General features: G+C 63.9%; 23 protein-coding genes. 15 read left to right on the top strand and 8 right to left on the bottom strand.

Annotated elements, in window-relative coordinates:
* Window positions 1-35: 35 nt before the first annotated feature.
* Window positions 36-680, bottom strand: a complete 645-nt coding sequence (locus ACTJJM_RS08375; protein WP_100446096.1) for a TetR/AcrR family transcriptional regulator — start codon at window positions 678-680, stop codon at window positions 36-38.
* An 82-nt stretch (window positions 681-762) separates the two neighbouring features.
* Between ACTJJM_RS08375 and ACTJJM_RS08370 the strand changes: the two genes are divergently transcribed.
* Window positions 763-2,286 (top strand): FAD-dependent monooxygenase, encoded by a 1,524-nt coding sequence (locus ACTJJM_RS08370; protein WP_241874281.1) that lies wholly within the window; start codon window positions 763-765, stop codon window positions 2,284-2,286.
* 8 nt (window positions 2,287-2,294) lie between these two features.
* Here ACTJJM_RS08370 and ACTJJM_RS08365 read toward each other — a convergent pair whose 3' ends face one another.
* From ACTJJM_RS08365 to ACTJJM_RS08340, 6 genes are all read right to left on the bottom strand, one after another.
* Window positions 2,295-3,998 (bottom strand): hybrid sensor histidine kinase/response regulator, encoded by a 1,704-nt coding sequence (locus tag ACTJJM_RS08365; RefSeq protein ID WP_010484824.1) that lies wholly within the window; start codon window positions 3,996-3,998, stop codon window positions 2,295-2,297.
* Between the two features lie 181 nt (window positions 3,999-4,179).
* Window positions 4,180-4,428 (bottom strand): hypothetical protein, encoded by a 249-nt coding sequence (locus tag ACTJJM_RS08360; RefSeq protein WP_005410137.1) that lies wholly within the window; start codon window positions 4,426-4,428, stop codon window positions 4,180-4,182.
* A 97-nt stretch (window positions 4,429-4,525) separates the two neighbouring features.
* Window positions 4,526-4,771, bottom strand: a complete 246-nt coding sequence (locus tag ACTJJM_RS08355; protein WP_010484828.1) for a hypothetical protein — start codon at window positions 4,769-4,771, stop codon at window positions 4,526-4,528.
* Window positions 4,772-4,896: 125 nt separating this feature from the next.
* On the bottom strand, window positions 4,897-5,166 hold the full coding sequence (locus tag ACTJJM_RS08350; protein ID WP_010484830.1) for a hypothetical protein: 270 nt from the start codon (window positions 5,164-5,166) through the stop codon (window positions 4,897-4,899).
* A 103-nt stretch (window positions 5,167-5,269) separates the two neighbouring features.
* Window positions 5,270-5,746, bottom strand: coding sequence for a hypothetical protein (locus tag ACTJJM_RS08345; RefSeq protein ID WP_010484832.1), 477 nt, complete (start codon window positions 5,744-5,746; stop codon window positions 5,270-5,272).
* A 93-nt stretch (window positions 5,747-5,839) separates the two neighbouring features.
* Entirely contained in the window at window positions 5,840-7,078 is a 1,239-nt protein-coding gene (locus ACTJJM_RS08340) for an NADH:flavin oxidoreductase/NADH oxidase family protein (RefSeq protein WP_049413021.1), read from the bottom strand.
* 89 nt (window positions 7,079-7,167) lie between these two features.
* On the opposite strand from ACTJJM_RS08340, the gene ACTJJM_RS08335 reads away from it, so the two are divergent.
* Entirely contained in the window at window positions 7,168-7,647 is a 480-nt protein-coding gene (locus ACTJJM_RS08335; protein ID WP_049455405.1) for a MerR family transcriptional regulator, read from the top strand.
* A 16-nt stretch (window positions 7,648-7,663) separates the two neighbouring features.
* On the opposite strand, the gene ACTJJM_RS08330 is transcribed toward ACTJJM_RS08335, so the two are convergent.
* Window positions 7,664-8,872, bottom strand: coding sequence for an MFS transporter (locus ACTJJM_RS08330; protein WP_049455404.1), 1,209 nt, complete (start codon window positions 8,870-8,872; stop codon window positions 7,664-7,666).
* A gap of 234 nt (window positions 8,873-9,106) precedes the next feature.
* On the opposite strand from ACTJJM_RS08330, the gene ACTJJM_RS08325 reads away from it, so the two are divergent.
* The 13 genes from ACTJJM_RS08325 to ACTJJM_RS08265 all read left to right on the top strand — a co-directional run.
* Window positions 9,107-9,364 carry a hypothetical protein gene (locus ACTJJM_RS08325; RefSeq protein ID WP_029379975.1) on the top strand — a complete coding sequence of 86 codons (258 nt, stop codon included), beginning with the start codon at window positions 9,107-9,109 and terminating at the stop codon, window positions 9,362-9,364.
* 36 nt (window positions 9,365-9,400) lie between these two features.
* Window positions 9,401-11,080: a type IV secretory system conjugative DNA transfer family protein gene (locus tag ACTJJM_RS08320; RefSeq protein ID WP_010484842.1), complete on the top strand. Its 1,680-nt coding sequence runs from the start codon at window positions 9,401-9,403 to the stop codon at window positions 11,078-11,080.
* Window positions 11,081-11,507: 427 nt separating this feature from the next.
* Window positions 11,508-11,954 (top strand): hypothetical protein, encoded by a 447-nt coding sequence (locus tag ACTJJM_RS08315; protein ID WP_010484845.1) that lies wholly within the window; start codon window positions 11,508-11,510, stop codon window positions 11,952-11,954.
* 89 nt (window positions 11,955-12,043) lie between these two features.
* Window positions 12,044-13,093 (top strand): virB8 family protein, encoded by a 1,050-nt coding sequence (locus ACTJJM_RS08310; RefSeq protein WP_049455403.1) that lies wholly within the window; start codon window positions 12,044-12,046, stop codon window positions 13,091-13,093.
* The gene (locus ACTJJM_RS08305) at window positions 13,090-13,869 is read left to right on the top strand and encodes a TrbG/VirB9 family P-type conjugative transfer protein (protein ID WP_049455402.1); all 780 of its coding nucleotides are present in this window, start codon (window positions 13,090-13,092) and stop codon (window positions 13,867-13,869) included. Before ACTJJM_RS08310 ends, ACTJJM_RS08305 begins: the two co-directional genes overlap by 4 nt.
* A complete protein-coding gene (locus tag ACTJJM_RS08300; protein ID WP_049455401.1) occupies window positions 13,866-15,119 on the top strand; it encodes a TrbI/VirB10 family protein in 1,254 nt (417 codons plus the stop codon). Before ACTJJM_RS08305 ends, ACTJJM_RS08300 begins: the two co-directional genes overlap by 4 nt.
* A 14-nt stretch (window positions 15,120-15,133) precedes the next feature.
* Window positions 15,134-16,177, top strand: a complete 1,044-nt coding sequence (gene virB11 / locus ACTJJM_RS08295) for a P-type DNA transfer ATPase VirB11 (protein ID WP_049455400.1) — start codon at window positions 15,134-15,136, stop codon at window positions 16,175-16,177.
* A gap of 3 nt (window positions 16,178-16,180) precedes the next feature.
* Complete coding sequence (locus ACTJJM_RS08290) at window positions 16,181-17,164, top strand: lytic transglycosylase domain-containing protein (protein ID WP_049455399.1); 984 nt, start codon at window positions 16,181-16,183, stop codon at window positions 17,162-17,164.
* 73 nt (window positions 17,165-17,237) lie between these two features.
* Window positions 17,238-17,642, top strand: a complete 405-nt coding sequence (locus ACTJJM_RS08285) for a TrbC/VirB2 family protein (RefSeq protein WP_049455398.1) — start codon at window positions 17,238-17,240, stop codon at window positions 17,640-17,642.
* A complete protein-coding gene (locus ACTJJM_RS08280) occupies window positions 17,635-17,943 on the top strand; it encodes a type IV secretion system protein VirB3 (RefSeq protein ID WP_080392955.1) in 309 nt (102 codons plus the stop codon). The genes ACTJJM_RS08285 and ACTJJM_RS08280 overlap by 8 nt, the downstream gene beginning before the upstream one ends.
* 82 nt (window positions 17,944-18,025) lie before the next feature.
* Window positions 18,026-20,473 carry a VirB4 family type IV secretion/conjugal transfer ATPase gene (locus ACTJJM_RS08275; RefSeq protein WP_049455396.1) on the top strand — a complete coding sequence of 816 codons (2,448 nt, stop codon included), beginning with the start codon at window positions 18,026-18,028 and terminating at the stop codon, window positions 20,471-20,473.
* Window positions 20,470-21,294, top strand: coding sequence for a hypothetical protein (locus tag ACTJJM_RS08270; RefSeq protein WP_224328282.1), 825 nt, complete (start codon window positions 20,470-20,472; stop codon window positions 21,292-21,294). The genes ACTJJM_RS08275 and ACTJJM_RS08270 overlap by 4 nt, the downstream gene beginning before the upstream one ends.
* Window positions 21,295-21,370: 76 nt before the next feature.
* Window positions 21,371-22,104, top strand: a 734-nt coding sequence (locus tag ACTJJM_RS08265; RefSeq protein WP_440865397.1) for a type IV secretion system protein, incomplete at its 3' end; no start/stop codon positions are given.

Genomic DNA, 22,104 nt, shown 5'->3' with positions numbered 1-22,104 from the left:
ATTTGCAACACTTCGAAACCTATCCCCCGAATGCGCTATGGACGCGCGCCGGGGTCCGTATATGGGGTGCCCGCCAAGGCCACCAGTACCCCGGTGGCGCCGCGCACGATCAGCTGCAGCATGGCCTCGCGCGGGTCCTCGCCCTGCAGTTGGCTTGCCAGTCCTTTCTCATAGGCCGCCACCATCGACGCCAGCAGCATGGCCGCGCCCAATCGCGCTTCGGCGTCATGTCCGGGCCGGCCGACAGCGTCGGCCATCAATTGCGCCAGATCGTCAGTCAACTGCGCCTGCAGCCGTCGCGCGTGCGCGACCAGTACCGGGCTCTCCGCCACGGTGCCCCAGAAGGCGGCAGCACCGGCATTGATGCGCAGCAGTGGATGGCCCGCCTCCAGTAACTCGCGCACGAGTGACTGGAATGCCATCAGCGGGGTCATTCCGCTGCGCGCCATCATGCCCTCGCGCAGCAGCGTGCGCGCCTCCTCATCGCGATCGAACACCAGGTCTTCCTTGCTGGCGAAGTAGTTGAAGACCGTCTTGCGTGAGACGCCCGCGGCTTCGGCGATCTCGGACATGGAGACGGCCTCGAAGCCCCGCCGGATGATCAGCTCGGTGGCGACGTCGGAAATCGCTTGTCGGGTCTCGGCTTTGCGCTGCTCGCGACGGCCAGGAAGCGGGGTCATGGGTGGTTCACGTGTGAAAAGGTACACCGAGTGTAACATTTGTCCCGCCAGAGCGCCGACCCGGCGCTCACAAGGAATCTCCATGCTGTACGACGTCGTCATTGCCGGTGCTGGCCCGGTTGGCTTGTTCCTGTCCTGCGAACTGGCCCATGCCGGGTGTTCGGTGCTGGTGCTGGAACAGGCCGGGTCCGCTGATTCGCCGTTGAAGCGCCTGCCATTCGGGCTGCGCGGCCTGAACGTCCCCACGCTGGAGGCACTGGATCGGCGTGGCCTGTTGGACGCGGTCGTCGCGACTCAGGTGCTCAAGCCCGACAAGGGCGCGCCGCCGCTGGGCACCGCCCATTGGCTGGCGCAACCGCGGGCGCTGGGTGGCCACTTCGCCGGCATTCCGTTTGCGTTGGACGACGTCGACCGCACGCGCTGGAGCTGGCGCCTGCCGACGCCAGTGGGCACTCAGATGGCGGTGGAGCTGCAGGCCCTGGAAACGGTATTGGCCGAACGTGCGATTGCGCTGGGCGTGCGCATCGAACGCGGGCGTGCGGTACAGGCGGTGGATGCGCACGAGGCGCAGGTTGCCGTGCACATCGGCTCCGGCAGGGTCCACGGCCGCTGGCTGGTCGGTTGTGATGGGGCCCGCAGCACGGTACGCAAGCAATCGGGCTTCATCTTTGCTGGAACCGGGCCGGAGTTCACCGGTTACACGCTGCTGGTCGAACTGGCAGATGGGTGTGTACTCACACCGGGCCGACAGTTCACCGATCACGGGATGTGCAATTTCAACCCGCCAGGCCTGCTGGCGCTGGCCGATTTCGACGGTGGCGCGGGCCATCGCACGCCACTGGACCGGCACTCCGCGCAAGCGTTGCTGCGGCGGGTGTCTGGCCGCGAGGCAACGATCACTGCATTGCACCTGGCCACGACATGGACCGATGCTGCGCGCCAAGCGACGGCCTATCGCAGCGGCCGTGTGCTGTTGGCAGGTGATGCCGCGCACATGCATTCACCGTTGGGCGGCCAGGGGCTGAACCTTGGCATCGGCGATGCGATGAACCTCGGTTGGAAGCTGGCCGCCGTAGTGGGGGGCAAGGCTGATGAGGCGCTGCTGGACAGCTATCAGTCTGAGCGCCATCCGGTGGGCACCAAGGTGCTGGACTGGTCGCGCGCGCAGGTTGCGCTGATGCGTCCCGGGGCCGGCTCGCGCGCGCTGGCAGCGATCATGGCCGACCTGGCCGGCACCCGCGATGGGGCCACGTATCTGGCCGAGCGGATCTGGGGTGTTTCGCAGCAGCTGGAACTTGGCGGAGAGCACCCGCTGGTCGGCAGGAGCGCGCCGGACTTCCGGTTGGCCGATGGCCGCCGCCTGGGCGAACTGCTGAGAGCGGGGCAGGGGGCGCTGCTTGTTTTCGACCCGGCGTCTTCGCCGCCGCAGCATGGCCAACGCTGGCAGCCTTCCATCGCCTGCGCCGCAGATACTGGAGATGTGGCATCGGGTCTGGGGGCGGTGCTGGTGCGCCCGGATGGCGTCGTTGCCTGGACCTGCGGCATAGGAGGAGATATGCCCGGCCTTGATTCGGCGCTTGCTTCCTGGACCGGTCCGACGCGGTGATCTGCCGGCTAAAGCGCAGTCACCATCGTCTGCGAGCGACGGCTGGCCTCGGTCATCACGGAGGCCAGCTGCTTCAGTGAGTAGGGCTTGCGCAGCAGCGTGAAACCGTGGCCTGGATCGCGGGCCAGCAGTTCGCTGTAGCCACTGGTGAGAATGATCGGAAGATCGGGCAGGCGGCTGCGGATGGTGCGGGCGAGATCCAGCCCATTGGTCCCGGGCATGACCACGTCGCTGAACACCACGTGGAAACGCGCAGCGTCGCGCTCGAGCTCCGCCAGTGCCTCGTCGGCATTGCGCGCGAGTACGACGTTGTACTCAAGCTCGCGCAGCGCCCCGACTGCAAACTCGGCCACATCCACGTTGTCTTCCACCACCAGTACGCACAATCCGTGGCCATGCAGCAGCCCCTGTTGCGTGGTCGGCAGCTCGATGGTGGCGTTTTCCTGCGCCAGCGGCAGATACAACGTGAAGCGCGTACCGACACCGGCCTGGCTCTGTACGTCCACTTCGCCCTCGGACTGCTTGACGAAGCCGAACACCTGGCTGAGGCCAAGCCCGGTGCCCGCGCCCACTCCCTTGGTGGTGAAGAATGGCTCAAAGATCCGGTCCACCACGGACGGATCGATACCGGCACCGGTGTCGCTGACGCTGATCGCAGCGAAGTTGCCTTTCATCGGCGCCGCGAACCGCACGGAAGGCACCGATGTCAGCTGTTCCACATCGATCGTCACCTTGCCGTGGCCGTCAATGGCGTCGCGCGCGTTCACCGCGATGTTGATCAGTGCGGTGTCGAGCTGGGTCCGGTCCAGCAGTACCGGCAACGGGGCGTCGGGCAGGTTTACTGATACGGAGATGCGCGCACCCAGTACTGTGGTGATGATGTCTGAAAGCGCGCGCACGCTCTCGCAAAGGTCGAACACCTGCGGCGACAGGCTCTGTCTACGCGAGAACGCCAGAAGCTGGGCGGTCAGGCGAGTGGCGCGGTCAGCGGCGGTTTCGATGGCCTGTACATAGCGCAGGCGCGCATCTCCGGCTGGCCAGGTATGCAGCAGCATGTCCACGGAGCCGGTGATGACCTGCAGCAGATTGTTGAAGTCGTGTGCAACGCCGCCGGTCAGCTGGCCGATGGCCTCCAGCTTCTGCGACTGCCGCAGCTGTTCGCGGGCGCGTACCAGTTCAAGGTGGGCCTCGCGTGCCTGCTCGGTGATGGCCGCTACCTGGCGCGTGTGCCGGTCGCGCTCGATCACCCGTTCGGTCTGCTCGCTTACGACGCAGATGATGCCGGCCACGCCTCCGCAACCGGCACGCAGCGGCGAGTAGGAGAACGTCCAGAATGTCTCGCGCAACGTGCCATCACGGTCCATCATCAACGGCATGTTCTTGAAACTGCGGCTCGTGCCGCCGAAGGCGTCGTTGACAGCATCGACGACGTCGGCCCAGACGTCCGCCCAGACGTCTTCCAATCGGCTGCCCATGGCGCCGTGGAGCTTGCCGCCCAGCATCGGCAGGTAGGCATCGTTGAAGAAGAACGCCTTGTTGTCGCGGCCCCATGCGATCCACAGCGGCTCCGGAGAATCCAGGATCATCGCCAGCAGAGCGCGAAGTTCGGGAGTAGCGTTGGCGGCGTCGGCGGAACGGGCCCAGTCGCTGTCCTGCAGCAGCCGGTAGGCGAGTTGATCGGGTGCCGAGACAGGAAGGGGGAAGGGATGCATGGCCGTGCGTGAAGAAAGGTGCCGCAGCTTAGCCGAGGTGATGTCATTGCGCTCTGCACAGGTCCTGCGCCCTGGCCGTCATCGGCCCTTCGGGCCGACGAGGTGGCTCACGGGGCGGCCTCTGACTTCACCATCATCCCTGCGCCAACAGCCTGCGTCATGGCACCGTCGTATTCCAGCCTCAGACACCCAGAAGCGAATTCACCTGCCAATCGGCAACCCGCGCATGGCTCACCGCCTGATGACTGCCGCATCCATCGCAGCGGAACAAGGCACCGCCCGGCAGCTGGACCAAGTTGTCTTCGCTGGCCGAGCGGGTTTCAGAACAGTGCCGGCAGATGACAGTGAGCGCCGTAATGCGCTCCACTCCGCCAGACAGGTCGAACACAGCTTCAAAGGCATGGATGACAGGGTGACCAGTGGCCGGCATCGGGAAAGTCGTCGCGGTGGGGAGGCGTTATCCTGCCCTTCTGATCGTGACGGGCTGGTCATCCGCATGCATCGGAACGATCAAGATGCCAGGCGGCTCAGAGATCCTTCTTCCTGCCGCTCAGGTCGATCGGCCTGTCACTGCCCTTGCGCTCGCTCGACCACACTTCCATGCCCTTGTTGCAGCGGCTCTCGCGGGCAGCCACTTCGCGCGGCAGGTCCTTCAGATGCGGTGATTCCTGGCAGGCCTGATGCATGTTGCTGTCGTCATAGGTGGCACAGGCGCTGAGCGAGGCCAGGGCAACGGCGGTGAGGGAGGCGCGAAGCAGGGGCTGCAGGGTCATGGGGAGGTCTCGGGTGGTGCCGGGCTGGCCATGGCATTCAAATCCGTGACCCCGGGCACGCACAATCCGACCAACCGCACTTGTTATTCTGTAACAGATGCGCGATAGTCCCGCGCCTGCTGGGATCAGGCGACGCAGATCATCAGCATCATGCTCAGCGCCAGCATCAGCACGAATACGCGCCGGCTCAGCGCAAGGCAGGCCAGGCAGGCGGCCAGTGCCCAGGCAGCCAGCAGCGCGCAGGCCAGCAGCCACAGCCCGATCACCATCAAGGATCCACTCGCCAGTGCGGACAGTGCGATCGCCTTGAACAGCGTCACGCCCAACACACTGCCGAGTACACCGGCCTGAAGGGCGATGGCATCGTGACGGGCAGGGGCGGGTGGGTGGTGCATGTCGGCGGCGTTCGTTCGCTGCAAGGGAGGCGCAGCCACTGTGCCCGACGGCATATCCACGCCATGTGTTTTTCGCGCACGCGATGCGAAGCCGGCGCAGGCTTCAGTCGAACTCGCCCTCGGCCGACTCCAGCCGTTGCCGGTAGGCCGCCCGATGCTGATACAGGCGCTGGCACTCGGCGGACCTGTGGATCCGGCTGGCCGGTTCGTTGGCCACGGCGTCGCACATTCTTGCGATGTGGTTGTTGGACGCCAGTTCGGTCACGAAGAACACGGCGGTGATACCGGTACCGAGCAGCACCACGTAGAGCAGGCGGCTGAGCCATCGCGTGCGCTTGCGCTCGAAGTGCTGCTGGAGGGTCAGGTCGAAGCGGATGATGCTGAGCACGATCCAGATGATCGCGACCAGGAAGCAGAGGGTGGGCAGCAGGCCACGCCAGAGCCCGGCCTCGTAGACCGATTCGTTGTAGTGGACGGCCGCGCCGGCACCGGCGATGGCGATGGCAAGTGCCCAGTTGCGGCCCAGCGAGAGCAGGTCGTCGAGCAGCTTCTCGCGGTTCCTGGTCGATCCTGCTGCCACGTGGCTTCCGTCTCCAAGTTGCGACCGGCGGCGGAGTGTCGCCGATCCTGCAGATGGTGGAGCATCGCTGCGGTGAAGAGAAGTCCGCGCGGCTCAATGTGCGATGACGCGGGCGCCGATCCAGCGCCGGTAGCGGCGGGTCCGACACTTTACGTCCGCCTGTGCCAGCAGCAGTGCCCAGGCCGGTGAGATACCTGGCGCGGTGGGGCGGTGCCGGCTCAACCGGCCCAGCTGATACTTCACTGCGGCCATGTGCGCGCTGGCCGCCAGCGGCTTGCTGCGCCAGTTGATGTTGCGCAGTGTCGGCACCGGGTCGCGGCCCTGCTGCCAGTGCTGCGGCAGATCCGGCTCGATCGCCAGCGCGGTGGCGATGCCGACCATGGCCACGCCGCTGGCCAACACCTGTTCTGCCACTTCGCGGCGGCGGATGCCGCCGGTGACCATCAGCGGCATCGTTGCCACCGTGGCGATCTCGCGTGCGAATTCGAGGAAGTACGCTTCGCGGGCCACGCTGCGTTCGTCGCGTGCGGCGCCGGTCATGGCCGGTGCTTCATAGCTGCCGCCGGACAGTTCGACCAGATCCACGCCGAGGGGCGCCAGCATCTCCACCACGGCGCGCGCGTCCTCGGGCGAGAAGCCGCCCCGCTGGAAGTCGGCGGAGTTGAGCTTCACCGCCACCACGAAGGTGGGCGCCACGGCCGCGCGCACCCCCTGCACGATCTCCAGCAGCAGGCGCGCGCGGTTGTGCAGGCTGCCGCCCCAGCGGTCATTGCGTTGGTTCGACAGCGGCGACAGGAACTGGCTGAGCAGGTAGCCGTGCGCAGCATGGATCTCCACCCCGCTGAAGCCGGCGCGCTCGGCCAGCTCGGCACTGCGGATGAAGCGCGCGATCACCGCGTCGATGTCGTCCTCGGTCATCGCCTTCGGCGGTGCGAACTGCTTGGACAGCGCGCCCATCTGCAAAGCAACGGCTGACGGCGCGAGCGCGGGTTGGCCGAGTGCGGCCGGCATCTGCCGCCCCGGGTGATTGATCTGCATCCACATCTGCGCACCCCGCGAGCGGGCAGTGTCCGCCCAGGCGGTGAAGCGGTCGAGGTGACGATCGTCTTCCAGTACCACGCCGCCCGGCCCGGTCATGGCGCGCCCATCGACCATCACGTTGCCGGTGATGATGAGCCCGGCGCCGCCGTCGGCCCAGCGCTGGTACAACTGCAGCAGCGCTTCGGAGGGGGCGTGGTCGGCATCGGCCATGTTTTCCTCCATCGCCGCCTTGGCGATGCGGTTGCGGATGACGGCACCGGAGGGTAGTGCCAGGGGCGAGAACAGCGACATCGGACAGCTCCAGGACAGGGGAATGGCGCTACGCTAACCTTCAAGTTTGATTGAAGGTCAACAGGTTCCGATGTCGAGGATTCAGGCAGATGAAGATCGGTGAGCTGGCCCGGCGCACCGGTCTGGCAGCGTCGCGCATCCGATTCTACGAAGAGGCCGGGTTGCTGGTGGTCCAGCGGCAGGCCAACGGCTACCGCGACTACCCGGAGCAGGCGGTGCTGTTGCTGGAGCTGATTACCGGTGCGCAGCGCGCCGGCTTCAGCCTGGAGGAGATACGCGCCCTGCTGCCACCGGACATGGGCCAGTGGCAGCACGACGCATTGATCACGATGCTGCAGCAGAAGGTGACCGACATCGAGGCGCTGCAGTTGCGGCTGGCACAGAGCCGGGCCCATCTGCTGGCCCTGATCGAGGACATCCAGGCACGGCCGGAGGGCATCGACTGCGCGGCCAACTCGCGGCGGGTGCTGGACCGCGTACAGCGCGGCGGGTTGGCGCGACCGACGCTGGCGGCCGGCGATACGGCGTTGCTGCGGCCGGGACGCCGCCGCCGCGTGGGCAGCGACTGACGAGCCGGCGCCGTGTTCAGTGGCTGCCGGCGGTGGCCTTGCGCTTCCTGTCCAGCATCACTGCCACGCACCACAGCAGCAGGCCGCCAATCGCAGTGGCCGCACCGACATAGCCGGTGCTGGCCGGGCTGAAGCCGGCGCTGATCGCCAAGCCGCCCAGCCACGGGCCGAGTGCATTGGCGGTATTGAAGGCGGCATGGTTGGAGGCAGCTGCCAGCGTCTGCGCTTCGCCGGCCACGTCCATCAGGCGTGTCTGCAGCACCGCGGCCAGCGCGCCCATGGTGCCGACGGTGATGATCATCGGGCCGATGGTCCACACCGATTGCGCGGCCAGCGGATACAGCAGCAGCATCACGATCGACCACAGCAGCACCACCGCGGCGGCCTTGAAGTGGAACTTGTCCACCAGCCAGCCACCGGCGATGTTGCCGATGATCGCACCGATGCCGAACACGCCCACCGCCAGCGGCATCCACGATTCGGCTACGCCGGTGACCTGCACCAGGGTCGGCGCCAGGTAGGTGAACACGCAGAACATGCCAGCGAAGCCAACGGCGCCGATTGCCAGCGCCAGCCACACCTGGGGGGTGTTGAAGGCGCGCAGTTCGCGCATCGGCGAAGTGCGCACTTCGTCCGGATCCGGCAGCAGGAAGCGCGCGATCATCGCCACGGTGGCGATGGCCAGCAGGCTGACCAGGGCAAAGGCGGTGCGCCAGCTCAGCTGCTGGCCCAGCCAGGTGGTCAGCGGATTGCCGACCAGGATCGCAATCGACAGGCCCAGCAGCACCCGCGACATCGCCTGGCCGCGCTGGCCGGCCGGGCTGATCGCCGCCGCCACCAGCATCGCCACGCCGAAGTAGGCGCCGTGTGGCAGGCCCGCGACGAAACGCGCGATCAGCATCGTGCCGTAGTTTGGTGCCAATGCGCTGGCCAGGTTGCCGACGGCATAGAAGCCCATCAGTGCCAGCAGCAGCTTACGGCGCGGGAAGCTGGCGCCGACGAAGGCGAGGATCGGGGCGCCGACCACCACGCCGATGGCGTAGGCGCTGATCAGGTGGCCGACCTGGGTTTCGGAAATCGACAGGCCGCGGCTGATCTCCAGCATCAGGCCCATGCTGGCAAATTCACTGGTGCCGATGGCGAAGCCGCCCAGGGACAGGGCAAGAATGATCAAGGTGCGCTGACGGGGCGTCAGCCGCGCAGCCAGGGAAGCGTTAGGGCTCATGCGGGGGCGCGATGGGGGCGGGGAGCCAGCCATTGTACTGCTGCACCGCAACAGCAGCAGCCACGCCGGGGGCAAATCAGTGTTTGATCGATGGGATTGCGGCACGCCGGGCACGGGCTCGGTGCTGCAGCGCGTGCGGCCCCCTGTTGCCGGACTCCTGCATGTGATGACGACACGGCGGTCGGCATGATGGGCGTGCAGGGGCTGTGGAATGCTGGAACAAGGAGGATGTCGATGCAGGAGTTCAGGCATGTGCTGGAGACGCGCGGCCGCTATCAGCTGGTAGCGGTGTCCTACGCGCCGGTGTACGCTCCGGGCGATGTGGTCGGCCATGCGGTCGTCGCCGATGATGGGGATCGTCTGACCGACCTGGTATCACTGGCCGAAGCGCGCCAACTGCTGTTGCAACGGGTGCGTGAAGAGGGCGAAGAGCCCGGGCTGGAGAACGAAAACCACCTGCGGAAGAAGGCGTCGCGCTGGCGCCGCCGCTAGGCCGTCGCGCCCTTGTGCGCATCATGGAGGATTCGGGTGTTGCCCAGTAAGAAGTATCTGCTCATCGCCATCACCACGCTGGCGACCCTGTTGCTTGGTTTCGTGTTTTCCGGCTACCTGACGTTGTTGTTCCTGGGCCTGGATACCAAGCTGTTCACCTGGAACACCTATTACCAGTACTTCAATGCGCTGGACCAGCCACAGGTCGCGCCGTTCGTGGGCAAGATCAAATGGGCTGGCTACGTGGGCTTCGGTCTGCCGCTGCTGGCCCTGCTGGTGACCGGCCTGGTGCTGCTGCTGAAGAAGGACAAGCGCTCGCTGCATGGCGACGCGCGTTTCGCCACCGGCGCCGACCTGTCCAAGCACGGCATGTTCAAGAAGACCGGGCAGAGCATCGTGGTCGGCAGCCACAGCGGAAAGCTGGTGCGGCTGGACGGCCAGCAGTTCGTGATCCTGGCCGCGCCGACCCGCTCGGGCAAGGGCGTGGGCGTGGTCATCCCCAACCTGCTGGAGTACGGCGAATCGCTGGTGGTGCTGGACATCAAGCAGGAGAACTTCGACCTGACCAGTGGCTGGCGCGCCAGCCAGGGCCAGGAGATCTACCTGTTCAATCCCTTCGCCGAAGATCGGCGCACGCACCGCTGGAACCCGCTCAGTTACGTGTCCGATGATCCGGCGTTCCGGGTTTCGGACCTGATGAGCATTGCCGCGATGCTGTATCCGGATGGGGCCGAGGACCAGAAATTCTGGGTCAGCCAAGCGCGCAACGCGTTCATGGCCTTCACCCTGTATCTGTTCGAGAACTGGGATGACGAGCGCAGCAGCGGATTCCCGGGCGGTTCGGGCACGCCCACGCTGGGCGCTGTCTACCGGTTGTCATCGGGCGACGGCACCGATCTGAAGAAGTACCTCAAGGCTTTGTCGGAGCGGTCGTTCCTCAGTGGCAACGCCCGTTCGGCGTTCGCCAACATGCTGTCCCAGGCCGACGAGACCTTCGCTTCGATCCTCGGCACCTTCAAGGAGCCGCTCAATCCCTGGATCAACCCGGTGCTGGACAAGGCCACCAGCAGCAACGACTTCCTGCTGACCGACGTGCGCAGGAAGAAGATGACCATCTACATCGGCATCCAGCCGAACAAGCTGGCCGAGAGCCGGCTGATCATCAACCTGTTCTTCAGCCAGCTGATCAACCTCAACACCAAGGAACTGCCCAAGTCCAACCCGGACCTGAAGTACCAGTGCCTGTTGCTGATGGACGAATTCACCTCGATCGGCAAGGTCGAGATCATCGCCTCGGCGGTGTCCTACATGGCCGGTTACAACATCCGCCTGCTGCCGATCATCCAGAGCATGTCCCAGCTTGATGCCACCTACGGACGGGAAGTGTCACGCACGATCATCACCAACCACGCGCTGCAGATCCTGTACGCGCCGCGCGAGCAGCAGGACGCCAACGACTACTCGGACATGCTGGGCTACACCACCATCCGCAAGAAGAACGTCACCCATGCCCGCGAGAAGACCCACAACTTCACCGAGGAGCGGCGCGCACTGATGCTGCCTCAGGAGCTGAAGGCGATGGGGCCGGACAAGGAAGTATTCCTCTACGAGGGCATACCGCATCCGGTGAAGTGCGACAAGATCCGCTATTACAAGGATCGCTATTTCACGTCGAGGCTGCTGCCGAAGGTCGACGTTCCGATGCTTAACGTCTAATTCACGTCGCTAAATTTGTGACGTGGATTCATATTCACTGAAATGAAATCGTGACCTGAGTCAAAAATTCGGCATCTGTTCATAGATTTTCAGACTTGTCTGACATGGAATTGACGCGTGGTTGTGTAACTCTGTGTTCGTCATCCAGAAGTGTGTGCTGGATGGCAAAAGTTGTAACGCAGGGTGGCCAGGAGTTTGTGCCATGGAAACAAGGATGGTTTCGACGTTGGTGAGGGTGTGCGGGTGTGTCGTCGGCAACGTCTGGCGGCCCCGCGACCTGGTTGGCAGCTTTCGGGCTGCAGGGGAGCCGGGGCAGGTGTGCTGCATGCCAGCGCGTCTCCCCGATTCCGGCGTGCGCCATGCAGCGCCGGACGACCAGGGAACCAACGCTCGGGACTGCTTTTTCGTACGTCAAAGTGAAGCCCGTATGAATCAGGCGTTTATCGCTAAAATCTCCATCGCCGCAGTCGCGGCGCTGATGGTGGCAGGGTGTGCCACCAAGTCCGCCCCCGATTTCGGTGGGCGCTGGAAGCCGGTCAATCGCTTTGCCGTGGCGACGACCGAGATCCCGCTGTACTCCAGCTACGTCTACCAGGCCTCGCCGATGGATGGCACGCTCAAAGCCATGCTCGAGCGCTGGGCCAAGGATTCCGGACGAACACTGGACTACCGCCTCAACTCGGACTTCACGCTGTATGGCGCGGTCTCGAAGATCGACACCACCAATGCACAGCAGGCCGTGATCGATCTGACTTCGGCGTATTCGGCGCAAGGCATCTCCGTCTCCATTGTTGGCAACCAGATCGTTGTGCAGAGCGCTGGCTCGACGCCCACCGCGTCGGCGCAGGGCGCTGATTCCAACAGCGGCACCTGAGTCCACCTCGAAACCATCGAACGTGCTGCTCCCCGCGCCTGTCGCAGGGGCTCCATGCCCATTGATGTTTCAGCAGTACGGAAGAATCCATGTTCCGCAAGAAGGATCCCGGCAACAGTCCCAAGGTCGAGCAGTCGGTCGCCAAGGCGGTCAGCTACGAGATCACCGTGGCCGACATGGCGCGTCGCAGCGAGCGGCGCGCGTGGTGGGTCGCCACGGGCTCGTTGCTGATGTCGCTCGCACTGGCGGGCGGCTACTACTACATGCTGCCGCTGAAAGAGAAGGTGCCGTTCCTGGTGATGGCCGACGCGTATACGGGCACCGCGACGGTCGCGCGCCTGCGTGGCACGTTCCAAGGCGAGACCATCACCGCCAACGAAGCCATCAATCGCAGCAACGTCGCCCAGTACGTGCTGGCGCGCGAATCGTACGACTCGGCGGTGATGGGCCTGCGCGACTGGGAACTGGTGTTCGTGATGTCCAACGGCCCGGTGTCGCAGTCGATGCGGCAGCGATATGCCGGCAACAACCCGCAGAACCCGTTCGTGATGTACGGCCGGGAGAAGGCCATCCGGGTCAAGATCCTCAGCATCACGCCGCTGGGCGCAGAGCCCAATGGCAGCTTCCGCGGCGCCTCGGTACGCATCCAGCGCAGCCTGCTGGACAAGCGAACTGGTGCGTCCACGTACCTTGACAACCAGCTGGTGACGATGCGCTTCGAGTACAACCAGAACCTGGCGCTGTCCGAGCAGGATCGCATCCTCAATCCGCTGGCCTTCCAGGTCACCGAGTATCGCGTCGACAACGACTACTCGCGTGGCGTTCCGGTGCCGGACGACGGCGCCATGCAGGCGCAGGCGCAGCAGGCGGCACAACAGGCAGCGCAGCAGGCGCAGGGCGTGTACGACCCGAACAATCCGGCCGCCGCCACCATGATCGACCCGGCCACCGGCCAGCCGGTCGCGGCACCGGTGCCGGCCAACGGCCAGGTCGCGGGCCAGCCGATGCCAGGTCAGCCTGTGCCGGGACAGCCCGTGCAGGGGCAAGCAATGCCGGGGCAGGCCATGCCCGGACAGCCGGCCATGAGGCCGGTGCAGAACAATTCCACCGGAACTGCTGATGGAGCAAGCAACCGATGAGTAGTCGAAAGATCAGGGGACGCGCGCTGGCGCTGCTGTCGATGTTGTCGCTGTTGTTTTCTGCAGCAGCGATGGCGCAGGCGGTGGACCACTACGAATACGAGAAGGACCGCATCTATCCGGTTCGCACCGGCCTGGGACTGACAACCCAGATCGAGCTGAGCCCGAACGAGAAGATCCTCGACTACAGCACCGGCTTCAGCAGCGGCTGGGAGCTGACGCGCCGCGAGAACGTGTTCTACCTCAAGCCGAAGAACGTCGACGTGGACACCAACATGATGGTGCGCACCGAAACCCACTCCTACATCTTCGAACTGAAGGTGGTGGCGACCGACTGGCGTCAGCTGGAGCAGGCGCGTCGTGCCGGCGTGCAGTACAAGATCGCCTTCGTCTATCCGAATGACACCGTGTTCGGCGTCGCCCAGGAAGCGGTCGAGGAAGAAGCCAAGCCGTTGCTGAGCGCTGAACTGGCCAAGGATCGCCAGTACAACTTCAACTACTCCTACTCGACCAGCAAGGCGAAGAAGATGGGCTGGCTGATCCCGGTCAACGCCTATGACGATAGCCGTTTCACCTATCTGAAGCTGCCGAACTCGCCCGAATACAAGACCGGCATCTTCCCGGCCGTGTTCGGTCGTGAAACGGAATACGGTGAAGACTTCGTGGTCAACACCACGGTTGAAGGCAACACGCTGATCGTGCACGGGACCTACCCGTACCTGGTCATCCGCCACGGCGACTTCGTCGTCGGCCTGCGAAGGAACGTGAAGAAATGAGTCAGCAGAACACCCCGGGCAACGACCCGAACCCGTCTCCCTATTCCCAGGGCGCCGCAGGCCAGGAGCCGCCGTCCAATCCTTACTTCGGCAACGCAGCCGAACAGCAGGCCGCGCCTGATCTTGATGCAGGAGCCCCGCAGCTGCGCTCGGCAGAGGAACAGCGCCTGAACCGCAAGGCGTTGCTGTTCCTGGGCGGTATCGTGCTGCTGCTGATGGCTATGGGTTTCCTGCTGTTCCGAAAGGGGCAGGACGATGCAGCCGAGCAGAAGAAACCACAGGAAGAAGCACGCGCCACCACGCCGCAGCTTCCGAGCGTTGTCGGGGCGACCGAGCCGGCGCCCCCGATCGCGGTTGCCGATCCGATCCCGATGCTGCCGCCTCCGCCGCAGCAGGAAGTGCCAATGCCGGGCTTCCCGATGGGCAACGAGGCCAAGGCGGATCATGATCGCGGACCGACGCTGATGGACCGTCGCATGGGCAGCGGCTCCGGCGTGGGCGGGGGCGAGGCGGGCGGCGCCGCCAACGGCCAGAGCGGCTCCGACTACAACCAGGCGATGATCGCGGCCATGCAGGCGGCGGCCAATCCGCAAGCGCAGCCGCAGAAGGTGCGCCGTGGACCGGATGTGGAGGATGTCTCCAGTGCCACCTACATCCGCAGTCCGGATGCACTGCTGGTGCGGGGCACGTACCTGCGCTGCGTGCTGGAAACCCGCATCATCACCGACATCGCCGGCTACACCTCCTGCCTGCTGACGGAGCCGGTGTACTCGATCAATGGCCGCAACCTGCTGCTGCCGAAGGGCTCCAAGATCTATGGCGCCTACGGTGGTGGTCCCACCGGAAAGCGCGTGGAAGTCATCTGGGATCGCATCACCACCCCGAATGGCATCGACGTGGCCATGTCCAGCCCCGGTACCGATGGTCTGGGCGGTGCGGGCCATCCCGGTCAGTACAGCGCGCATTGGGGCAGCCGTATCGCTTCGGCGCTGATGATCAGCCTGCTGGCCGACGCGTTCAAGTATGCCGCTGCAGAGCACGGTCCGGAGACCACGACCGTGGCCAACAACGGTATGACCATCCAGTCGCCCTATGAAAGCGCCACCGCACGCACCATGGAGCGCCTGGCCAACGAAGCTCTCGGCAGCAGTCGCCGTCCGCCCACCGTCACCATCAACCAGGGCACCGTGGTGAATGTCTACGTCGCCAAGGACGTCGATTTCACCAACGTGCTGCATCCCCGCCGGTAACCCAACGAACGACCATGGACGCTGAAGTGTCACCCCTCGCCCTCGTCTCCAGCGATTTCCTGCGCTATCAGTACGAAGTGCTGGGCATCGCCGAGTACATGACTTCGCCGGAAGTGACGGAAATCTGCATCAACCGTCCCGGCGAGCTGTACCTGGAAACCCGGGCCGGGTGGCAGCGGGTGGAGGTGCCGAGCCTGACCTTCGAGCGGGCCCGGCAGTTCTGCACGGCAGTGGTGAACGAGAGCAACACCGGGCAGCGCATCACCGATGCCGATCCGGTGGTCTCGCTCACGTTCCCGACCGGTCAGCGCGCCCAGTTCGTGATTCCACCGGCGTGTGACGCGGGCAAGGTGTCGATCACCATCCGCCTGCCGTCCAAGCACACCAAGTCACTCACGCAGTATCACGAAGATGGATTCTTCAACCAGATCCTGGAGAGCGACGGCAGCATCAGCGAACACGATCGCGAGCTGCTGGAGCTGCGCCATTCGCGTGAGTACGCCGAATTCTTCCGGCGTGCGGTGATGTACCGCAAGAACATCGTGGTATCGGGTGCGACGGGTAGCGGCAAGACCACCTTCATGAAAGCGTTGGTGAATCATATCCCGGACAGTGAACGCCTGGTCACGATCGAGGACGCGCGCGAACTATTTCTGACCCAACCAAACGTGGTGCATCTGCTGTACTCCAAGGGGGGGCAGAGCGCAAGCAATGTCACCGCCAAGAGCTGCATGGAAGCGTGCCTGCGCATGAAGCCCGAACGCATCATCCTGGCCGAGCTGCGCGGTGACGAGGCGTTCTACTTCATCCGCAACTGCGCATCGGGCCATCCGGGGTCGATCACGAGTTGCCATGCCGGCAGCCCGGAGCAGACCTGGGACCAGCTGGCGCTGATGGTCAAGGCCTCCAGCGAAGGCTCTGGGCTTGAGTTCAACGTGATCAAGCGACTGCTGATGATGACCATCGATATCGTCGTCCACATCAAGGCACATGCCGGTTCCCGCTACATCACCGGTATCGATTTCAACCCTGGGCGCGCCCAGGGGCAGGAGGGCTGAAGGATGCTGCCAGGACTGGAAATGATGGCGTGCCCGGAGATGGCCGTGTCGATGGACGTGATGCAGCACGTCATCAATGTCGAATCGTCGCGCAATCCCTACGCGATCGGCGTGGTTGGAGGAGCGCTGGTGCGCCAGCCCAAGGCGCTGGACGAGGCGTTGGCCACAGTGCGCATGCTGGAAGAGAAGGGCTACAACTTCTCCATCGGCCTGGCCCAGGTCAACCGCTACAACCTAGGCAAGTACGGGCTGGATTCGTACGAGAAAGCGTTCCAGCAGTGCCCGAACCTGCAGGCCGGATCCCGCATCCTCGCCGAGTGCTACAAGCGCTCGGGTGGCGATTGGGGAAAATCGTTCAGCTGCTACTACTCGGGCAATTTCGAAACCGGCTTCCGTCACGGCTATGTGCAGAAGGTCTACGACTCGATCCGCCGTGGGCAGCAGGTCGCCAGCAATGGCGTTGCGCCGATCGACGTGGTGAGCCGTGGCGAGCGCCGCAGCGTGAAGATCGAGCATCACCCGCAGCTGGCGTCGCCGGCACAGGCGCGCATCGTGGCCCAATCGAACGGACCGGTGTACGTTCCTTCGGATGATCCAGCGCGTGCGTACGTGGTGTACCCGTCCACCGGTGCGATGGCGCGCGGCAGTCTGCTGAATATTGCCGATCAGGCGCTGTCCAAGGTCGTCCTGGGGTCGGTGGACCGGATGATGCAGCCCCAGCAGGCAGGTCAGCAGGGCGGGGCTGCACAGCCGCAGCAGGCGCAGTTCCCGCAGGGCATGGCCCAACGCCTGCCGTCCCAGAACAGCTTGGCAATGCCGCAACAGCTTCCTGGTACCGCGGGCGGCACCGACAATGGCCCGGTGATGCTGCGTCCGTGGAGCGAACGCAACCTACCGGTGGCGGAAAGCGCAGATTCGTACAACGCGCCGGCGCAGGGCGCGCCGGTGCAGCAGATTCCCGCAGGGGATGCGGCCTTCGTGTTCTGACGAAGTCGTGGTGCGGCCAGTCCCCCGGCTGGTCGATTCAGTTGTGTTAGTCCATCAACAAGGAAATCAATCCATGAAGCGATCCAATCTCGACCTCGTCCAGGCCCAGCGCACGCTGAAGACCCTGCTGATGGCAACGATCTTCGTCGGCGCATTGTTCGCCCCGCAGGTGTTCGCCACCAACGGCGCCACCAACTACGGCGGTACCGACGGCAAAGTCTGCGGCTTCTTCTCCAACATCAATGGCCTGCTGAACATGGCCTCGATTGCCGTCGTCACCATCGCGGTCATCTTCGCCGGCTATCAGATTGCCTTCGCGCACAAGCGCATCAGCGAGGTCTCGCCGATCCTGATCGGTGGCGTCCTGATCGGTGCCGCCGGCCAGATCGCCCGCATGCTGCTGGGTGACGAGTACGGCACCTGCGAAGGCAAGACCGCCATGCTGATCCAGCAGGCAGTGCTCTACTACAGTGCATAAGAACGTCGTCTTCCGCGGTTGCACTCGCCCGGCAATGTTCCTGGGCGTTCCCTACCTGCCATTCTTCATGGTGGCAGGTGGGTTGCTGCTGCTGAGCGTCTACACCAATTTCTGGTTCCTGCTCACCATTCCGGTAGCAATCTTCATCATGCGGCAGATGGCCAAACGTGACGAGATGATCTTCCGTCTGATGGGCCTGCGCCTGATGTTCAAGCTGCGGGTGCGCAACGTGCAGCAGCACGACGGCATGTGGGTATTCAACCCGAATCATTACCGCAACAAGCCGGCCCGAATGGATTGAGGTCCGGAATGGCCTGGCGGTCGCGTGCTGCCCGCCAGGCCACCTCGAAGTTCCCTGGCAGCAACTCTTTGGAAGCAGTCGTATGTTCAGCCCAGATACCTCCATCAGTGAGTTCATTCCCCTGTCGACGCATGTCGCCCCGAACGTGGTCAAGACTACGGGCGGTGACTACCTGTTGACCTGGTACCTGGAGGGGTTGCCGTTCGTGGGTCGCGAGGAATGGGAACTGGAACATCGGCACAACACCTTCAATCGCCTGCTGCAGACGCTGCGTGCGCCGGACTTCGTCAACGTGGCTTTCTGGGTGCACGATATTCGGCGCCGTCGCACGCTGAAAGGCAAGAGCACCTACCGGCAGCGCTTCAACCAGGACGTGTCCGATCAGTACATGGGCATGCTGTCCTCGCAGCGCATCATGCAGAACGAGCTGTACCTGACCATGATCTACCGCCCGGTGGTATCGGGTAAGCGCTTCGTGGAAAAGTCGGCGAACGTCGATCGCCTGCGTGCCGAGCAGGAACAGGCCATCGAGAAGCTGATGGAGCTGGCCGGCAACGTCGAGGCCGTGATCCGTGATTACGCGCCGTATCGCCTGGGCATGTACGAGGCAAAGAATGGCGTGGTGTTCTCCGAGACGCTGGAGTTGTTCGGATACCTGATCAACCGCATCGACGAGCCGGTGCCGGTGCTGCCGGCGCCGATCAAGGATTACCTGCCGGTCAGCCGGCACATGTTCTCGGCCAAGACCGGCGACTTTGTCATCAACACCCCGAATGGCGCCAACCACTTCGGTGCCATCCTCAACATCAAGGAGTATGCCGAGGGCACCTACCCGGGCATTCTCAACGGCCTGAAGTACCTGGACTACGAGTATGTCATCACCCATTCGTTCAGCCCGATGGGGCGCCAGGACGCGCTGAAGGTGCTCGACCGCACCAAGGGCATGATGATCTCCTCCGGCGACAAGGCGGTCAGCCAGATCGTCGAGCTGGACCAGGCCATGGATCAGTTGTCGTCCGGCAACTTCGTGCTGGGCGAGTACCACTTCATCATGGCGGTGTACGGCGACACGCAGGCCAAGCTCTCGCAGAACGTCGCCTCGACCCGGGCCGAGCTGTCCAACGCCGGATTCGTGTCGACCAAGGAAGACCTGGCGGTTACCTCGTCCTTCTATTCGCAGCTGCCGGGCAACTGGCGCTACCGTACGCGCCTGGCCAATGTCAGCTCGCTGAATTTCCTGGGCCTGTCACCGCTGCACAACTTTGCTACCGGCAAGCAGCACAACAACCCCTGGGGCGACTGCGTCACCACGCTGCAGACCACCAACGGCCAGCCGTATTACTTCAACTTCCATGCGACCCATCCGTCGGAGAATTCGCTGGGCGAGAAGGCGATCGCCAACACCATGGTGATCGGTAAGTCCGGTACCGGTAAGACCGCGCTGATCAACTTCCTGCTCAGCCAGGTGCAGAAGTACGAGCCGTCGCCGACCATTTTCTTCTTCGACAAGGATCGTGGTGCGGAGATCTTTGTGCGTGCCTGCGGCGGCAACTACCTGGCCCTGGAGAACGGTGCGCCGACTGGCTTCAACCCGTTCCAGTGCGAGAACAACGAGTCGAACGTGCAGTTCCTGGCCGACCTGATCAAGGTGCTGGCCGGCAAGCGCGAGTACAGTGCCCGTGAGGAAGAGGACATCTACCGCGCAGTGGAGAGCATGCTCGATACGCCGATGCACCTGCGCAACATGACCAACTTCCAGAAGAGCCTGCCCAACATGGGCGATGACGGTCTCTACGCGCGCATGCGCCGCTGGACCTCGGGCAATTCGCTGGGCTGGGTGTTCGACAACCCGGTCGATACCGTTGACCTGAGCAAGGCCAACATCATCGGGTTCGATTACACCGACATCATCGACAACCCTGAAGTGCGCGTGCCGGTCATCAATTACCTGCTGCACCGCCTGGAGTCGCTGATCGACGGCCGTCCGCTGATCTACGTGATGGACGAGTTCTGGAAGATCCTGGACGGCGAGGGTGGCCTGAAGGAGTTCGCGAAGAACAAGCAGAAGACCATCCGTAAGCAGAACGGCCTGGGCATCTTCGCCACGCAGAGCCCGGAAGATGCGCTGAAGAGCGACATCTCCGCGGCCCTGATCGAACAGACCGCCACGCTGATTCTGCTGCCGAACCCGAACGCCAGCAAGAGCGACTACATGGATGGCCTGAAGCTGACCGAGGCCGAGTTCAAGGTGGTTACCGCGCTGGACGAGCGCTCGCGCTGCTTCCTGGTCAAGCAGGGTCATGCCTCGAGCGTCTGCCAGCTCAACCTGCGCGGCATGGACGACATCCTGTCGGTGATCTCGGCCTCGACCGACAACATCGACATCATGCATCGCGTGCTGCAGACGGCAGCGGTCCGCAACCGTGTGACGGTGGACGAGTTGACCCCGGATCAGTGGCTGGACGCGTTCTACAAGAATCGAAAGGGCTCCGGCAAGCGGGCCGAACAGGATCAGGAGGAGACGGCATGAACCTGCCCACTCAAACGAACAAGGAAACTGCCATGACGACCGAAACCCAACGCAAGCCCATTCGCCGGCGTCGCATGGCGCCCCTGATGGCAGCCGTACTGACGCTGGGCCTGACCGTGAGCACGGGCACCAGCCCGGCGCAGGCGATGACCGTCTATGACCCGTTCAACTGGGTCATGAACTTCCTGCAGGAGATGAAGGCCGGCAAGGAGTACTTCGAGACGGCTGCGCGCTGGAGCCAGACGGCCGAACAGTACACCAAGACCATCGACAACTGGCTGTCCAAGCTGCAGAACTGGACCCAGATCATTGCTTCGCCGCTGATGCCGCCGACGCCCACGCTGACGAAGATTCCCGAAAACTGGAACGTGGCAGAAAAGTGCGGTGGCGATTCCATGATCAGCATGAGCGGCCTGATGGCAGTGCTGAACATGAGCCCGGGCGGCGATATCGGCGCGCAGCAGCGAGCGATCTGCTCGTACATCCAGGTGCTTGAGAACAAGAAGTACAACGAGACCGTCGAGGTCGTGCAGATGTCCATGCCGGCGATGGAGCAGATGCTGCAGCAGCTGCGCCGGATCCGCAACGCGTTCAAGAACGAAGGCGCGCTGCAGGAGGATATCTCCAACAATACGGCAACCGCGGTCGAACTCGATAAGGCGTTCAAGAAGTGGGAAACCACCGTCAAGGTCTACGATCAGCAGATTCTTGCCCTTCAGGGGCGGCAGAAGAACCTGGCCGAGCGTGCGTTGCGTGGCGAGCGCAATCCGATTGGCAGCGTCATCAAGGCCGGCGCGCTGAAGGCCGCGCTTTCGAAGTGAATCACGTGCGCAACGCACTCCAGCAGGGCCCCGATGCGGGGCGGGTGATGTGATGAGTCAGGGAATGATGCACGGTATGGTGTTCAATGATCTGTTGCACGGCACGTTGTTCGCCTCGGTGGGCGACTTCGTCTTCTTCCGGCTGATCCTGGATTATCTGCGCGACGAGATCACCAACTTCGGCAACGGCATCCTGAGCCGGATGATGACCTGGGTCGGCACGATGGCGTTGGTGCTGATGACGCTGTGGGTGCTCATCCAGGGCTTCCGCATCGTGACCGGACGGAGCCGTGACTCGATGGCTGCGCTGATGACGAACATGGCGCGCGCCGCCCTGATCGTCACCGTCGCAACGTCGATGGCGATGTTCGGAACCAAGCTGCAGAACTTCCTGACCGGCGATGTGCAGGACCAGATCACCTACATCGTGACCGGCAAGAAGTCGACCGCCGAGGAGCTGATCGACAAGAACCTGGGCTACATGCAGCTGGCACTCACGTCGGTAAGCGTGCTGGATGTGGCCGGCGACGTGGCTCTGGATAGTGCCAAGACCCGCGCGATGTGGTTCATCGGCCTGGGAACGGGCGGTCCCGCCGTGACCGCAGGCGCGATGTTGCTGCTCTACCAGATTGCGCTGGCGCTGTTCATCGGATTCGGACCATTGTTCATCCTGTGTCTGCTGTTCGAGCAGACAAAGTCGCTGTTCCAACGATGGTTGTTCTATGGCATCGGCACCATGTTCTCGATGGCGGTGCTGGCTGCGATGACCGGCATTGCCATGGAAATGGTGGCGCGCGTGGCGGCTTCGTT

The sequence above is a fragment of the Stenotrophomonas sp. 22692 genome, from assembly GCF_052045015.1.
GTDB lineage: Bacteria > Pseudomonadota > Gammaproteobacteria > Xanthomonadales > Xanthomonadaceae > Stenotrophomonas > Stenotrophomonas geniculata.
Note: the sequence above shows the minus strand (reverse complement) of the source record. Positions and strands in the feature narration are given on the sequence as shown.